The 15,818-nt window shown below is 30.2% G+C and carries 15 protein-coding genes; 2 read left to right on the forward strand and 13 right to left on the reverse strand.

The genetic code is table 11. The features are described 5' to 3' along the window. Positions 1-10 precede the first annotated feature (10 nt). The 6 genes from TMEL_RS09275 to TMEL_RS09300 all read right to left on the reverse strand — a co-directional run bounded on the left by TMEL_RS09275 (position 11) and on the right by TMEL_RS09300 (position 7,628). Entirely contained in the window at positions 11-1,345 is a 1,335-nt protein-coding gene (locus tag TMEL_RS09275) for a cyclic 2,3-diphosphoglycerate synthase (RefSeq protein WP_012058008.1), read from the reverse strand. Between the two features lie 219 nt (positions 1,346-1,564). Then, positions 1,565-3,109, reverse strand: coding sequence for a methyl-accepting chemotaxis protein (locus TMEL_RS09280; RefSeq protein WP_012058009.1), 1,545 nt, complete (start codon positions 3,107-3,109; stop codon positions 1,565-1,567). Positions 3,110-3,133: 24 nt separating this feature from the next. Further along, entirely contained in the window at positions 3,134-4,474 is a 1,341-nt protein-coding gene (locus TMEL_RS10000; RefSeq protein WP_012058010.1) for an HD-GYP domain-containing protein, read from the reverse strand. Between the two features lie 142 nt (positions 4,475-4,616). Continuing rightward, the gene (locus tag TMEL_RS09290; protein WP_012058011.1) at positions 4,617-5,456 is read right to left on the reverse strand and encodes a carbohydrate ABC transporter permease; all 840 of its coding nucleotides are present in this window, start codon (positions 5,454-5,456) and stop codon (positions 4,617-4,619) included. Positions 5,457-5,467: 11 nt separating this feature from the next. Then, complete coding sequence (locus TMEL_RS09295) at positions 5,468-6,349, reverse strand: carbohydrate ABC transporter permease (protein ID WP_012058012.1); 882 nt, start codon at positions 6,347-6,349, stop codon at positions 5,468-5,470. Between the two features lie 43 nt (positions 6,350-6,392). Then, a complete protein-coding gene (locus TMEL_RS09300; RefSeq protein WP_012058013.1) occupies positions 6,393-7,628 on the reverse strand; it encodes an ABC transporter substrate-binding protein in 1,236 nt (411 codons plus the stop codon). Between the two features lie 331 nt (positions 7,629-7,959). On the opposite strand from TMEL_RS09300, the gene TMEL_RS09305 reads away from it, so the two are divergent. Continuing rightward, entirely contained in the window at positions 7,960-9,171 is a 1,212-nt protein-coding gene (locus TMEL_RS09305) for a glycosyltransferase (RefSeq protein WP_012058014.1), read from the forward strand. 157 nt (positions 9,172-9,328) lie between these two features. Next, complete coding sequence (locus TMEL_RS09310) at positions 9,329-10,285, forward strand: ROK family protein (RefSeq protein WP_012058015.1); 957 nt, start codon at positions 9,329-9,331, stop codon at positions 10,283-10,285. Here the strand turns inward: TMEL_RS09310 and TMEL_RS09315 are convergent. Genes TMEL_RS09315 through TMEL_RS09345 form a run of 7 tightly spaced genes read right to left on the reverse strand, consistent with a single transcriptional unit; the run spans position 10,269 to position 15,777 of the window. Further along, complete coding sequence (locus TMEL_RS09315; protein ID WP_012058016.1) at positions 10,269-11,228, reverse strand: sensor histidine kinase; 960 nt, start codon at positions 11,226-11,228, stop codon at positions 10,269-10,271. The genes TMEL_RS09310 and TMEL_RS09315 overlap by 17 nt on opposite strands. Further along, the gene (locus TMEL_RS09320) at positions 11,206-11,874 is read right to left on the reverse strand and encodes a response regulator transcription factor (RefSeq protein WP_012058017.1); all 669 of its coding nucleotides are present in this window, start codon (positions 11,872-11,874) and stop codon (positions 11,206-11,208) included. The genes TMEL_RS09315 and TMEL_RS09320 overlap by 23 nt, the downstream gene beginning before the upstream one ends. Next, the gene (phoU, locus tag TMEL_RS09325) at positions 11,871-12,521 is read right to left on the reverse strand and encodes a phosphate signaling complex protein PhoU (protein ID WP_012058018.1); all 651 of its coding nucleotides are present in this window, start codon (positions 12,519-12,521) and stop codon (positions 11,871-11,873) included. The genes TMEL_RS09320 and phoU overlap by 4 nt, the downstream gene beginning before the upstream one ends. Before the next feature lie 11 nt (positions 12,522-12,532). Beyond that, positions 12,533-13,285: a phosphate ABC transporter ATP-binding protein PstB gene (gene pstB, locus TMEL_RS09330; RefSeq protein WP_012058019.1), complete on the reverse strand. Its 753-nt coding sequence runs from the start codon at positions 13,283-13,285 to the stop codon at positions 12,533-12,535. After that, positions 13,282-14,094 (reverse strand): phosphate ABC transporter permease PstA, encoded by an 813-nt coding sequence (pstA, locus tag TMEL_RS09335; RefSeq protein WP_012058020.1) that lies wholly within the window; start codon positions 14,092-14,094, stop codon positions 13,282-13,284. The genes pstB and pstA overlap by 4 nt, the downstream gene beginning before the upstream one ends. Beyond that, positions 14,087-14,944 carry a PstC family ABC transporter permease gene (locus TMEL_RS09340; protein ID WP_012058021.1) on the reverse strand — a complete coding sequence of 286 codons (858 nt, stop codon included), beginning with the start codon at positions 14,942-14,944 and terminating at the stop codon, positions 14,087-14,089. Before TMEL_RS09340 ends, pstA begins: the two co-directional genes overlap by 8 nt. An 11-nt stretch (positions 14,945-14,955) precedes the next feature. Further along, on the reverse strand, positions 14,956-15,777 hold the full coding sequence (locus TMEL_RS09345; protein ID WP_012058022.1) for a phosphate ABC transporter substrate-binding protein PstS family protein: 822 nt from the start codon (positions 15,775-15,777) through the stop codon (positions 14,956-14,958). Positions 15,778-15,818 lie beyond the last annotated feature (41 nt).

Genomic DNA, 15,818 nt, shown 5'->3' on the forward strand with positions numbered 1-15,818 from the left:
CCCCCGCTTATTATAACAATCCTTTCTTTTGCAAAAATTCTTTTATTATGTCTTCAAGGGTTGGCTTTCCGATTTCTTGTAATTCGTAAGTTACTCTAACTGCTGGTTTATTTAATTTTGTAACTCTTCTAAGATCAATAGGAGTACCTATAATTACTAAATCAACATCTGCTCTATTGATTGTTTCTTCTAGCTCTTTCATTTGCTTTTCTCCATAACCCATTGCTGGAAGAATCATATCAAGATGTGAATATTTTTTATAAGTATCCACAATAGAACCAACAGCATATGGCCTTGGATCAATGATTTCAGCTGCTCCAAATTTTTTTGCTGCAACATAACCTGCCCCATATCTCATTTCACCGTGAGTTAGAGTTGGACCATCTTCTACTACAAGAACCCTTTTACCTTTTATCTCTTCAGGATTTTCTACAAAAATTGGTGATGCAGCATCTACAACAATTGCATTTGGATTCCATTTTTCAATATTTTTTCTTACCTTTTCAATTCCTTCAATATCAGCAGTTTCTTCCTTATTTATTACAATAACATCCGCCATTAACAAGTTAGACATACCTGGATAATAAGCAATTTCATGACCAGGTCTGTGTGGATCAACTACGGTAATTAAAAGATCTGTTTTATAGAATGGAAAATCATTATTTCCTCCATCCCAAAGAATAATATCTGGATCTTCAGCTTCTGCTGCTCTTAATATTGCTTCATAATCAACTCCTGCATAAATTACACTCTTTCTATCAATGTGTGGTTCGTATTCTTCTCTTTCTTCTATTGTACATTTATGTTTATCTAAATCAGAATAATCAGCAAATCTTTGAACTTTCTGTGCAACTAAATCACCATATGGCATTGGGTGTCTAATGGAAATAACTTTTTTGCCAAAACTTCTTAAAATATCAAGAACTCTTCTTGTTGTTTGGCTTTTTCCACAACCTGTTCTTATGGCACAAACTGAAATTACAGGTTTTGTAGATTCAATCATGGTATTGTTTGGACCCATTAATTTGAAATCAGCACCAGCGGCTAAAACAATTTCAGCTTTTTCCATAACGTATTGGTGTGGAAGGTCACTATATGCCAAAATTACTTCATCAACTTTATGTTCTTTTATTAATTCAACCAACTTTTCCTCTGGTTCAATGGGAATACCATTTGGATATAATTCTCCTGCTAATTCCGCAGGATAAACCCTTCCCTCAATATCTGGTATTTGCGTTGCTGTAAATGCTACAACTTCATAATCTGGATTATTCCTAAAATAAGCGTTAAAGTTATGAAAATCACGACCTGCTGCACCCATAATAATAACTTTTTTCTTTGCCATAAATCCACCTCCTCTATTTCTAATATCCCATTAAAAGTATATCCAAAAAAAATGAAATTATCAACTAAATTTCCGTATAATTATAAAAATTTATCTTATTTATTCTCTTTTATACTTTATTATGCTTGAGTATACATAAATAGAGTTATTTTAAAACAAACCCTTCCGAAACTTACGGAAGGGTTTGTTCATATCAAATCATATCTTAAAATTAACCACCTAAATCTTATACCTTGCAACGATTTTCTTTAACTGTACTACGTTTTCTCGAATAAGTTTAACTCTAGAAGTTATCTCTTCAGCATTTGCCGTTGTCTCTTCCATCAAACTATTTATTTCTTCTATACTAGCATTAATATTTTCAACATTCTTTGCATTATCTGTCATCGCCGTTGCTATTTCATCCACAGCCGCTGTTTGTTCTTCAACGGATGCGGCAATATTTTGAAGCATTTCATTTATTTTATCTATTGCAGCAATTATTTCATTCAATTTTTCATCAGCTTGATCGGCAAGTTTTGCTCCTTCTTTAACGTGTTCAGTAATTTCATTGGAAACATTTCTTGCATCTGCTGCTATCTTGCCAATTTCATCAACAACAACTTTTATTTTTTCAGAAGCAATCTTACTTTCTTCCGCCAACTTTCTTATTTCATCCGCAACTACTGCAAAACCCTTTCCAGCCTCTCCCGCTCTTGCAGCTTCTATTGCTGCATTTAACGCAAGCAAATTTGTTTGCTCAGCAATTTGATTTATTGTTTCAATAAATTGCGTAATATCCTGTGCACCTTTGCTAAAACTTTCCACAACCCTCTCAACATCTCTTGTAGAATCAGCTATTATCTTGGTACTATTAATAACTTTTCTCAATATTTTTCCAGCTTCTTTTGCGTTCTCAGAACTCTTTTCGGCAAAAATAGCAGAATCCTGTGCACTATCGGCTATATGCTTAGTTGCAGAACTTATCTCCTGAGCACCTGCAGTTGTTTCCTGTATACTTGCTGAAATAGCTTCAACACTTTGAGAAATACTCATTAAATTATTCGTAGTCTCAACTGTTTGATTTGTAACATCTTCAATTTCATCACTTACCACCTCTATATTTTCCGAAACAAACAGTGCTTCTTCTTGGATTTGTTTGAGATTTTCCCTTAAATATTCTATTGAAGATTTAAATTCATCCAACATAATCCCAAATTCATCCTTACTATTTGTTCTTGTTATTTTAATAGTTAAATCGTTATTTTTTAATGAACGTGATGCTTCTATAACCGGATTTAAATATTTCAAAATTTTAGACAAGAGATACAACACTACAAATGCTGATATAATCAAAATTATTATCGGTAAATAAATTAACATCACATTTGAAAAACTTTCAAGATTCTCTTGGGTCTGAATAATTTTCTGCTTGTCTTCCTCAATTAATCTATAGAACTTTGTTTTAAAATCTTCTATTTCCCTTTCATTTACAGTCCCATTCACTATTTTATATTTAAGAACCAAAAATTCCTTTTTTAAATTATTATCAGTAAGTATCTCTTCAATTTGCGCTAACAAATCATTTATACTTTTGTTTTCTTTTATTGACATTAAAATTTCATCCAACATTTTGTTTGTCTGAAATGCACTTGCAAAATTATCAACAACTTGCAAGGTTAAGTTTTTATAGCTATTAATCTTAGTTACCGTAAAAAACCCCATAAAAAACAAAACCAAGAAAGGTATCATTACCATCAACAAAATTTTTACTTTTAAGCTCATATACTTCCACCTCCCTTTATAAAATCAATAAAATTTAAAACCTTCATTAAACAAATCTAGACATACTTCAACAACTTTCTCGTCATATTTTTTTCTTGCATTATTTTTTAATTCAACAATTGCTTTTTCCAATCCCAAAGAAGGTCTATACGGTCTATGAGATATCATTGCATCAACAGTATCAGCTACTGCTATAACTTTTGATTCCATCAAGATATCATCTCCCTTTAATCCAAATGGATAACCACTTCCATCTATTCTTTCATGATGTTGAAGTACAATTTCACTTATTTTATCGTAAGGTGAAATTAAATCAGATAACAAATTATAACCTATTTTTGGATGCTCCTTAATTAAGTTGAATTCTAAGTCAGAAAGCTTTGAAGGTTTAACTAAAATTTCAATAGGAACACCAATTTTACCAATATCATGAACCAACGCTGCATATTTTAAAATAAGTAATCGTTCATTGTCAAAACCTAATCTTTTTCCAATTTCATATGAAAGCCTAGAAACGTTTTTCTGATGTCCCGCAGTGTACGGATCTCTTAATTCAACTATTTTTGACATAACTTCAATAATATCATCTATTGCTTCCAATAATTGATGATTTTTACGTGAAATCTCATTTTTTAAAGAAATCCTATCTATAGTCATTGAGATAGCAACTTCAATCTCCTTTAAAAAATTAAGCAAATATTCATCAAAAAACTTTTTATCCTCTAATTCAAAAATTACTATCTCAATAACAATATTTGAATGGTAAATAGGAAAAAATAAAACATATTTTCCATTAATTTTTTCAATATAATATTTACCATTCTTATATATCTCCGTAAGCTTTAACTCAAGATTATCCGAATAAACGAAATTTTTAGATGAAGAAATTTCTTTTACTACACCATTTTCAACACGAAAAATTCCAACTGAATATACGCCATCAATTTTCATAAATTTCTCTACTAATGAATTATAAACTTCAAAGATATCTTTTGGATCTATAAAAACAGATAATAATTCAAGCTCCAATTTATTAAAAAAATCTAATCTATTCATTTCATACTGTTTTTTCAAAAATTCAGACAAATCACTAAACACAATCCAACAAAAATCACCTTCTGGAATAACAGTTATTTCAATAAAACCACTAAAATTTACAGAATAAACAAATAATCGACTAGGTTTATTTAAAAACATTAAATTTTTAATTTTTTTTACTATATCCTCATCTAATCTAGATGAAATATCATCAAATATTGATATTTCATTAACGTTTAAAAATTGCAAAAATTCTTCCGATGCATACAAAATCCTTAAATCTTTTTTTGATTTATCTTTCAAACATTTTATAACTCCCAAATTCATATACTCACCTCATAAATAAAAAACTCAATAAAATTATACCACTTCTTTAGCTTTTGAAACAATTAAGAATAAATTAAATTTTAGAAAACAACAAAAAATTGCAATCAAAAACTGATTGCAAAGTATTACATTTATTTAAATTCTATCCTTTAACTGAACCTGCGGAAAGACCTGCTATAATCTTTTTTTGGAAAATAAGTACCAAAATGACTAGAGGTGTAGTAACAATAACTGCAGCAGCCATAATTTGTCCCCAAGGAATCTCATACTGAGATGCTCCTTTAAACAAAGCAATTGCAACTGGAACAGTATATTTATTTGGTCTTTGCATAAACGTTAAAGCATACAAAAATTCATTCCATGCTGAGATAAACGTTAAAAGCCCAGTAGCTACAAGCCCCGGTGCAGCCATTGGCAAAACAATCGACCATAATGTTCTAAGCTTTGAACAACCATCTATTGCCGCCGATTCTTCCACTTCCCTTGGAAGTTCTCTAAAGAAATTTTGTAAAATCCAAGTAGTCAGTGGCAATGTCATAGATACATATGGTAATATAAGCCCTGCATAAGTATTAATTAACTTTAATTTTCTTAAAATAACAAACAACGAACCTAAAATAGAAACTTGTGGAAACATACTAACTGCTAAAATCAAAGACATCACAACAACTTTTCCTTTGAATTTGAACCTAGCAATAGCATAGCCAGCAAGTGAACCAATTGCCAATGATAGTATTGTTGTTATTCCAGATACAACAATACTATTCCAAATATTTATATGAAAAGGTCTTTCAGTAAAAACCTTTATATAATTTTCAAAGGTTATTCTTTTAGGGAACAAAGAAGGGTTTAATTCAAATAAATCTTTGTCGGGTTTTAACGAAGAAATTACTGCCCAATAAAATGGAAATACACACCAAACAAAGATTAACACAACCGCAATGTATAAAAAAAACTTATATAATATCTTTTTCATTTTCATATTATCACTCCCTAGTCTATCTGCAATTTTAGTGATTTAATATAAATTACGGCAAATACAGATATCAATAAAAATATAATCACAGAAAGACTCGAACCATAACCAAACCATGTTCCTGTAAATGCCCTATCCATCAGAAGTGATCTATTATAAACAGATAACGTTTCAGTTCCTACACTTCCCCTTGTCATAACATAAACAACATCAAAAACCCTTAAAGCATCTAATGTTCTAAATATTAACGCAATACCAATTGTCTGCGTAATTTGTGGTAATGTTATTTCAAAAAATCTTTGTAACATGTTTGCACCATCAATTTTGGCAGCTTCATATAATTGTTCAGGTATAAGTTGTAATCCCGCAAGAATCAACAACGCCATAAAAGGTGTGGTTTTCCAAACATCAACTTGAATTATCGCCCACAAGGCAAGCCCAGGTCTTCCCAAAATTGGTGTTCCAGGTTCTATAATTCCTAAAGCCTCGTATAATCTTGAAATAATCCCAAATTGATCGTTAAACATCCATCTCCACATCTGAGAAGAAATCGCTGTTGGAATTGCCCAAGGAATTAGCATAGCCGCTCTAATTGCCCCTCTAAATTTAAAATTTTGATGAACAACTAACGCTATCAAAAGCCCCAAAATTGTTTCAAGTGAAACTGAAATAACAGTAAAAATAACTGTTGTTTTTAAAGAATCCCAAAACCTTGAATCGTTAAAGAGCTTTATATAATTTCCAAACCCAACAAATTCCTTGGGAAATCTTGGGTTCAAACCAAAATCAAAAAAACTATCGTAAAAAGTTTTAAAAAGCGGAAAAAATGCTATTACAGAAATAACAAATATTGCTGGAAAAATCATCCAAAAAGTTACAATTGGTTCTTTTTTATGCATTTTTTACCACCTCACATCAATAACTAGGGGGGATAACCCCCCATTATTTTATAAGCATTTTTAACTCCTTCTCTAAATCTTTTATAGCTTGTTCAGGTGTAACCTGTCTTGTCAAGGCCGCGTGAATATGTCTTTGAATTGCATCAGAAATTTCCGCGTAATTTACTGCCCTTGGTCTTGGAAGAGCATTAATGAATACATCAAACAACTCGACCATAAATGGATTAACTTCCTTCAATTTTGGCTCTTCATATACGGCCATTCTTGTTGGATTTTGCCCTGCATTAATTGCCTTATACAATTGTTGATTGTGACTTGTAAGGAACTTAATTAATTTCTTTGCAGCTTCTTTTTCTTTTGGTGAAGAATTTGCATTAATTCCTAAATTCCATCCACCCAATGTTGCTGCGTGTTTACCACCAGGACCTTTTGGGAGTGGTGCAATACCCACTTTTCCTTTTATAGGTGAATCATCGGAATTTGCAAGCGACCATGCATATGGCCAATTTCTCATAAATACTGCATTACCACTTTGGAAAATTCTTCTTGCATCTTCTTCCATGTACGTTGTTACACCTTCAGGAGAAATTCTATTTTTGTAAATTAAATCTACCATAAATTGCAATGCTTCTACCGCTTTAGGATTATTGACTACAACATTTCCATTTTCATTTAAAACATCTGTTCCAAAAGACCATAAATATTCCATAAAATCACATACTAATCCTTCGTATCTTGCACCTTGCCAAACAAAACCTTCTATACCTTCGGCTTGTGAAATCTTTTTTGCCATCTCAACCAATTCATCCCATGTTTCAGGTGGTTTTTTGTATCCATATTTTTCAAGTAAATCTTTTCTGTAATACAAAAGGCCTGCATCAGTAAACCATGGAACTGCAACAATTCTTCCCATTACTGTAACAGATTTAACTGTACCTGGTAAAAACTTATCAAGTTCAAAGTATTGATAATCATCTGTTAAATCCTCTAAAAATGGAGCAAATTCTGGAGGCCAAATTACGTCTAACATTAACACATCAGGATCACTTTCTCCTGCAGCCAAATACGTAACATACAAATCATGTCTTTCTGTAGAAGAATCTGGCATTGGAATAACAGTAACTACTATATCAGGATTTTCCTTCATAAACTCTTTTAGCTGTGCGTATAAAACTTCAAGTTCTTTTCCCACACCACCGGATGTCATAGTAATTGTAGTAATTCCAAGCGATAATACAAAAAGTGACAATAAAATGCCTAAAACAACTAATCTTTTCATTAAAAGAACACCTCCTTTTTTTTAAGTTCGAATTTATATTAACATATTTTGCACAAATTTGGAAACTTATGTGTAAAATAGATTTTTTTCATTAAACAATTTTCAAAATGAATAAATTGATATAAACAACTATAATTTATATTGGAAACGTTTCATAAAATCATTTAATGATATCTAATTTATTCAGAAATAATATATTATTCTTTATTTATAGTATTTAAAATAAACTATTTTATTTTCGATAAAAATAACTCAATATATTGTAATTTTTCATCTATTATTAATATGTTATAATTATTTCGAAATTCAAAAAAATAGGAGGCTGAAAAATATGAAGGTAAAACTTCCCCAAAAAAGCATTAAAGATTATGAATTTATTTCAAAAAATGACGTTGAAGAATTAATTGAACTTGCTAAAAATTTAAAAAATCTAAAGGTTATTCATGTAAATGCTACGTCTTATGGTGGAGGAGTTGCAGAACTTTTGTACACCCTTATTCCGTTGATGAATAACCTAGGATTGAATGCGCAGTGGGAAGTATTAGAAGCTCCAATGGAATTTTTCAACATTACAAAAAAAATACACAACGCTTTTCAAGGTGAAGATATAGAGCTATCCGAAGATGAATTGGAATTTTATGTTAAAATAAACAAAGAAAATGCTGAAAAGTTAGACCTTGATGCTGATGTTGTAATAATTCATGATCCACAACCATATTTAATTCCAATGTTCAAGAATGGAAATTATATTTGGAGATGTCACATTGATACATCTTCACCAAATCTCAAAATATGGGACAAAGTTATTACATTAGCAAACAGAAAGTACAAAAAAGCATTATTTCACTTAAAAGAATACTTCCAAGAACCATTTAAAAGCATTGCAGTAGAATTTCCTCCAAGTATTGATCCATTAAGTGATAAAAACAGAAAGCTATCTGAAAATACAATAAAAGAAATTGTTGAAAAGTACGGTATTGATTTAAATAGACCTATAATAACAGTTGTAGCAAGATTTGACCCTTGGAAAGATTTAAAGAGTGCTATAAATGTATACAAAATCTTAAAAGAAAGAATAGACATTCAGCTATTAATTGTCTCAGCTATGGCAAAAGATGATCCAGAAGGCTGGATATTGTTTGAAGATATACTAAGATACGCCGGCACAGATAGAGACATTCACTTCTTAACCGACTTAAAAGGTGTGGGGCATCCGGAAGTTAATGCTTTTCAGACAATATCTACAGTAGGACTTCATACGGCTACAAAGGAAGGATTTGGTTTGGTAATTTCTGAAATGTTATGGAAAGGTAACCCTGTTGTTGCAAGGCCAGTTGGTGGAATTAATTTACAGATAATTGATGGATACAATGGATTTTTAAGGTATAATATAAATGAGCTTGCAGATGCTATCTTTGAAATTATAAAAAATAGCAAACTTAGAGAAGAAATGGGAAAAAATGCAAAAAAAGTTGTTAAAAAACATTTTTTAACAACTTCCCATTTAAAAAGATATCTAAAAATAATTAGCGAGGTGATTTGATGGAACTAACAACTTCTCAAAAAATATTGCTTGAACTTCTTATAAAAAAACGTTAACTAGAAAACAGCTCGAAGAAATACTTAAAATTTCTCCTTCTACAATCTCATATTCTCTAAACAAAATAAAAAAGTACATTTTAACTATTAACGAAAAGGAAATGGGGCTTGGTCGCCCCAAACATTCCCTTCATCTAAACCCAGAATATTGGTATTCATTAGGTATAAAGGTTGGGAGGGAATATATTAGTGCTACTGTTTTTAATTCAAAGTTTGAAATTTTAGAAAAAAATTCCATTAAAATCACAAAAAACGATATGGGAAACGAAAATGTGTCAAAACTTATTGACCAGATACTTTCTAAAGTACATCACAAAGATAAAATCAAATCCATTGGCATAGCCTTTTCGGGAAATGTTAACAACAACGTTGTAAACTCGTATATACTAAAACTTGAAAATTTTTCTCTAGAAAGGGTTATAAAGAAACATTTTAAAGATATAGATTTTACTGCTTTAAATGATGTTGAAGCTATTGCCACAGAGGAATTTGTAAATCATGAAGGAGTAAGGATATTGGTTATAAACTACGGTACGGGAATTGGCGCATGTTACCTAAATTCCATCGATTTTGCAAGTAAAAACCATAAAAAAATCTTAGAATTAGGACATTTTTATGCAGGTGGTAATGAAACTTGTTATTGTGGTTCTATAGGTTGTCTTGAAACATTAGCCTCAGATTACGCAGCACTAAAAAAATACAAATTTAGGAATTTAAAAATAACAGATTTTATTGAAAACGAAGAAGATTACGAAACTGATTTAGCAGAACTTAGAAAACTATACGAATACTCAAATAAAAAAGCAGAAATAATTTACCAAGATATATTTGTATATTTAACCGCTGCAATAATAAACATTTATAAAATCCTTACACCAAAAAAAGTTATTCTTACAGGTGAAGGCGTTACACCTTGGTTCTCGCAAAATCTTCAAAAAAAGATATTATCGATAACAAAAGACCCAATTCCTATTATTTACAGAGGATTGGAAAATAATATTGAATTAGGTGCAGCAATAACATCTTTACAAAATCACATAATTAATAATAAATTTTAACTTCTGTTCCAATCAAATAATCCGATTTTATGTCTAATTTACATCCTAAAATATTACATATATGTTTTACTATTGAAAGTCCAAGACCAGAACCAGGCGCCATTTTTATGGCATTTTTGCTTCTATAAAATCTTTCGGTTACTTTTTTTATATCTTCTTTTTTTATTCCGATACCATTATCTTTGACAGTTATACTTTCTTTATCAACAATAATATAAATTGTACTTTCCTCATAGGAATATTTTATTGCATTTGATACAATGTTTTTAATTATTGTATACAACATAAAGCTATCAAATTTTACTTCATCTATTTTAAATTCAACAGAAAATTTTAACTTTTTGGACTCTATTTTTTCAGAAAACTCATCTAAAACCTCGTTAATCAATTTTTCCACATCAATAATATCATTTTTTGGTTCATACATTCCAAGTTCCAACATAGAAATAATTTTTAACTGACGAATTATTCTTTCCATTCTTCTAACTGATTTTTCCATTTGATTTAACACTTCTAAAGTAAACTTATCTGAAATATTCTCCCTTAAAAAATACAAATTTCCTTTTAGTGCTGAAAGTGGAGTAAATAGTTCATGAGATATGGAAGTAGTAAAATTTACTTTTGCTTCTTTTACCTTTACTTTCTCAGTTAAATCTTTAATAAACAAATAACTTTGAAAATATCGTATTCGTACAAATCTTTCATCTGTTAATTGAAAAAAGTAAAATTTATCTTCTATTTTAAAACTTTCGTTTGAAATAATCCATCTAGTTATTTCATCTATTTTATTTGATGTAAAAACATCTAAAATTTCATTTCCTTCGAAAAAACCCAAGGATTTTGCAGTCTTATTTGAATTTTTCACTTTTAAAAAATCAAGTTTAATTATCGCATCATCAAAATTATCAAAAAAACTAAAATCATTCGTTATACTTTCTTGCATTAAATTTATACCCCACCCCTCTAACAGTTATTATACTATCTTTTCCTAACTTATTTCTTATATTACTTATATGAACATCAACAACTCTATCAGAAATAAATTCATCTTTCCACACAATGTCTAGAATCCTTTCTCTTGAAAAAACCACATTGGGATTTTTTGCAAGAAGACAAAGAATTTCAAACTCTTTTGCAGTAAAATCAATTATCTTATCATTCAATTTTACTAGGTAATCATCACAAAAAATTTGCAATTGCCCAAATTTTATTACTTCTCTTTCACCTGAAATTCTTCTAAAAAATGCCTTAATCCTTGCAACTACCTCTCTAGGATTAAAAGGTTTTGTCACATAATCATCTGCGCCAATTTCCAAACCATATATTTTATCACTATCGTTATCTTTCGCTGAAACTATAATTATACCAAGTTTTGGATAAAGAACCTTTATTTCAGGCAATTCATCAGTTGATAAACCATCAGGCAACATAATGTCAAGTAAAACTAAATCATACCTTTCCTTACTGAGTTTTTTTCTCATCTCAAAATTATTTTCTGCTTCATCTACCTCATATCCTTCAGATTTTATGTATCTTTTTAATAAATCGCGTAACGTTTCATCATCTTCAACTATTAATATCCTTTTCATAATTCTAGCTCCTTCAGCTCCTTACCTGTTTCAATATAAACAATTTCTTCGCATAAATTGTTAAGATGATCCCCTATTCTCTCTAAATCCCTGGCTATTAAAATATTTAAAATTAACTCATCAATATCTTTTAAAGTTTTTTTGGATTTTTCTCTAATCTTTATTTCGATATCGTCAAGTTTCTTATCATCATCCCAAATTTTCTTTAAAAGTTTTAAATCTTTTTTTGAAAATGCAATAAAAGTATCATGTAACATTTTCAAGGAAACCCCAAACATTTCTTTTATCTCCTCAATAATTCTATATTTTATCCCATTACGATTTATATATAAAACTTTTTCAGCTATGTTACAGGAAAGATCTGCAATTCTTTCTAAATTATTTGAAAACTTAATCATTGTAATTACATATCTCAAATCTTTTCCCTGAGGATTATATCTTGCTATAATCTCATAAATCTTTTCCTCAATATTTCTATTTAACTGATCTATCTCATCATCTTTCTCAATTACACTTCTTGCACCTTTACTATCCAAAAACTCCAAAGATTCTACAGCACTTTCAAAAGAATTTGATACAAGAGATAACATCTTAGAAATATCTGCTTTTAAAAGTGCATATTCACGTTCAAAGTGCAATGATTCCATAACATCACCCCTTAACCTATTTTACCATTTAAGTATGCCTCAGTTAACTTATGTTGTGGTTTTTTAACAATTGTTGGAGTATCAGCAAACTCTATCAATTCTCCTTGATACATAAAAGCAACATAATCAGAAATTCTAATTGCTTGTGATAGATTATGTGTAACTATGGCTATTGTATAAAATTCAGATAACTTTTCAAGTAATGCTTCAATCTTTTGAGTAGCTATTGGATCTAATGCAGAAGTTGGTTCATCCAAGAGAAGAACTTCTGGCTGAATTGCAAGTGTTCTTGCAATGCAAAGTCTTTGTTGTTGACCACCTGATAATTCACTTGCTGGCTCATTCAACTCTTGCCTTACCTCATCCCATAAAGCAGCTTGCTTTAAAGATTTTTCTACAATTTCATCTAATTTTTCTTTACGTTTAATACCATGAATCTTCAATCCAAATGAAACATTATCATAAATACTCATAGGAAATGGTACAGGTTTTTGGAAAACCATACCTATTTTCTTCCTCAAAATCGTTACATCAACATCGCCATCATATATATCCTTTCCTTCAAAATATATATTTCCTTCTATTTTAAATCCTGGAATATTATCATTAATTCTATTTACACTCCTTAACAAAGTTGACTTACCGCAACCAGATGGTCCAATAATTGCCGTAATTTTGTTCTTAAAGATATCAAAACTCACATTCTTAACAACTTTTTTTTCACCATAAAAGGCTGAAAAATTTTTTATCTCTATAATTTTCATTTTCTCATACCTCCAACTTTAAATGCTATAAGATACAATACTAATACAAAAATCAATAAAGCTGAAGAACTTGCACTAGCCATCCAAACTGAGTCTTTTCCATATGCAGCAACTAAATAGTAAATATGTGTAGGTAATGTCATAACTGGTGAAAATATACTTTTTGGCAAAGAAGTTGAGTAGAAAACTGCTCCCGTTACTAAAACTGGAGCAGTTTCTCCTATAGTTCTTCCAAAACCAATTAACGATGCAGTTAATATATTAGTCTTTACTGCAGGTATTAAAACTTTAAAAATCACCTCATTTTTCTTGGCTCCAAGTGAATACGCAGATTCTTTTAATTCAACTGGTAAACTTAATAGCGCTTCTTTGGTAGATGAAGAAATAACTGGTAATGCCATTAATGAAAGCGTTAATGATGCAGATAAAATTGATGTCCCAAACCCCAAGGCAATTGAAAATAAAGCGTAACCAAACAATCCAAATACGATTGACGGAAGTCCACTTAAAGAGGTCACAGCTAAATCAACTATTTTAGATAATTTGCTATCTTTGTACTCAGATAGAAAAATTCCTGTAAATATACCTAATGGTACTGAAAAAACAATACTTAATAATACTATATACAAACTACCTAATATTGCTGGAAATATTCCACCAGTTGTCATACCATCTGTTGGATATTTTGTAAAAAAATCCACAGAAAAATACCTTGCACCATCAAATATTATTTTGAAAATTAACAAAAATATTATCAAAACAACGAAAAAAGTTATAATTCTAAAAATAACTGATATTATTCTATCCATTTAACCTACCTCTTTTCTTTGCATAATAAGTTAAAAGCAAAGATATAATCAAAAGTATTAGCCCTGCTAAAAACAAAGAATGATAATGCATACTTCCAACTCCAGCCTCTCCAATTTCACTTGCTATTGCTGCTGTTAATGGTTTCACGGGATCAAATAAAGAGCGTGGTATAATTGCTGCACCACCACCTACCAATAATACAACCATAGTCTCTCCAATAATTCTATTAAATGTTAAAATAATTGCATTTATAATACCGTTAATAGAAGATTTGGTTGTTATCTTTAAAGTAGTAATAAATTTACTTGCACCGAGTGCTAATGCACTTTCTTCAAGCTCTATCGCAACACTATCGAGTGATTCAGCCATAAGAGTTACAGAATATGGTAAAGCAAGCAAAGACAAACCTAAAGTAGCAAGTAAAAAATTTTCAGTTGTCCAAATTCCCATATCCAACAATATTGGTGATATATACATTAAAATAGCTGCACCAATTACTACAGATGGGATACCAGATAAAACTGAAATTATATATTTTATAAGTATCTTTTCACGTTTTTTTGAATAAGCATGCAAGTAGAAAGAAATTAAATAACCTAACGGAATAGTAATTAGAGAAGAAAAAATGGTTAAAAAAAGTGTTCCAACTATTAGAGAAAGCATCCCAAACTCTGGTGGTTCATAAGTTGGATACCAATACACACTTGTAAAAGGTTTCAATTTCAAAGTTATAATTGCTGGAAATGCTTCTTTAACCACAAAATAAATCAAAAAGAAAAGCGCCGCGATCGATATCAGCGCAAATATGTATATTAATGAAAGTTGAAAATAATATTTAAAATTTCTCATAGAAAACCTCCCTAAAATCCATATGCAGAAATATAACCTGCTTTTTCAACCAAATCTTGACCTTCTTTTGATAATCCAAAAGTAATATATTTCTTAATCGCACCAGCTTCAGGATATCCATTTGTCGCATCTACAAACATAAAAAGAGGTCTTGAAATTGGATACGTTCCATCTAATATTGTTTCTTTTGTTGGTAAAATACCTTCAACTTTCAATACTTTCACCTCATCTGTGACATAACCTATCCCAATATAAGCTATCGCATACGGATTTTTCTCTACGCTTTCAACTTCAAATCTTGTACTTTCAACCATTCTAACCCAAGGAGCCATTTTTTCATTCTTTAAAACTATTTTTTCAAAAGTTTCAAATGTACCAGATGCAGTATTTCTGGAATAAATTTGTATCTGTTTTTTTGGAAGATTTGGATCAATCTGATTCCAATACCTTATTTTACCTGTATATATTTTTTTCAACATTTCCAAAGTAATATTCTCTAAATCTATTTTCCTATTTACAATAACAGCAATTCCATCATAACCAATAACTATTGGGATAAAATATCTTCCCATACTGTGCATCTTTTCCAGTTCACTTTCTTTTAACCACCTACTAGAATTTGCAATATCCGCTGTTTTGTTAAACAGTGCAGCTATACCAGTAGATGAACCTGCTCCCTCTAAAGTAATTTCAAGCTCTGGAGAAATTTCTTTTAACCTTTCTATCCAAAGTTGTGCAATGGGAAAAACTGTGTTTGAACCCTTTATAACCAAAGTCTCTGAGAAAAGTAAAACCGTTAAAAGTAAAATACTAAATCCCAAAACTTTTTTCATAACATCACCTCCAAATTTGGTGTCCAAACACATTTTCCCAA

It is taken from the genome of Thermosipho melanesiensis BI429 (assembly GCF_000016905.1).
Classification (GTDB): Bacteria; Thermotogota; Thermotogae; order Thermotogales; family Fervidobacteriaceae; genus Thermosipho; species Thermosipho melanesiensis.

Bases quoted from the DNA above. Each gene is read 5' to 3' on its own strand.
- pstB (WP_012058019.1), bottom strand. From the start codon at position 13,285: ATGAAAATTATAGAGATAAAAAATTTTTCAGCCTTTTATGGTGAAAAA.
- TMEL_RS10000 (WP_012058010.1), bottom strand. From the start codon at position 4,474: ATGAATTTGGGAGTTATAAAATGTTTGAAAGATAAATCAAAAAAAGAT.
- TMEL_RS09300 (WP_012058013.1), bottom strand. From the start codon at position 7,628: ATGAAAAGATTAGTTGTTTTAGGCATTTTATTGTCACTTTTTGTATTA.
- TMEL_RS09305 (WP_012058014.1), top strand. From the start codon at position 7,960: ATGAAGGTAAAACTTCCCCAAAAAAGCATTAAAGATTATGAATTTATT.
- TMEL_RS09280 (WP_012058009.1), bottom strand. From the start codon at position 3,109: ATGAGCTTAAAAGTAAAAATTTTGTTGATGGTAATGATACCTTTCTTG.
- TMEL_RS09340 (WP_012058021.1), bottom strand. From the start codon at position 14,944: ATGAGAAATTTTAAATATTATTTTCAACTTTCATTAATATACATATTT.
- TMEL_RS09310 (WP_012058015.1), top strand. From the start codon at position 9,329: ATGGGGCTTGGTCGCCCCAAACATTCCCTTCATCTAAACCCAGAATAT.
- phoU (WP_012058018.1), bottom strand. From the start codon at position 12,521: ATGGAATCATTGCACTTTGAACGTGAATATGCACTTTTAAAAGCAGAT.
- pstA (WP_012058020.1), bottom strand. From the start codon at position 14,094: ATGGATAGAATAATATCAGTTATTTTTAGAATTATAACTTTTTTCGTT.
- TMEL_RS09345 (WP_012058022.1), bottom strand. From the start codon at position 15,777: ATGAAAAAAGTTTTGGGATTTAGTATTTTACTTTTAACGGTTTTACTT.
- TMEL_RS09275 (WP_012058008.1), bottom strand. From the start codon at position 1,345: ATGGCAAAGAAAAAAGTTATTATTATGGGTGCAGCAGGTCGTGATTTT.
- TMEL_RS09295 (WP_012058012.1), bottom strand. From the start codon at position 6,349: ATGCATAAAAAAGAACCAATTGTAACTTTTTGGATGATTTTTCCAGCA.
- TMEL_RS09315 (WP_012058016.1), bottom strand. From the start codon at position 11,228: ATGCAAGAAAGTATAACGAATGATTTTAGTTTTTTTGATAATTTTGAT.
- TMEL_RS09320 (WP_012058017.1), bottom strand. From the start codon at position 11,874: ATGAAAAGGATATTAATAGTTGAAGATGATGAAACGTTACGCGATTTA.
- TMEL_RS09290 (WP_012058011.1), bottom strand. From the start codon at position 5,456: ATGAAAATGAAAAAGATATTATATAAGTTTTTTTTATACATTGCGGTT.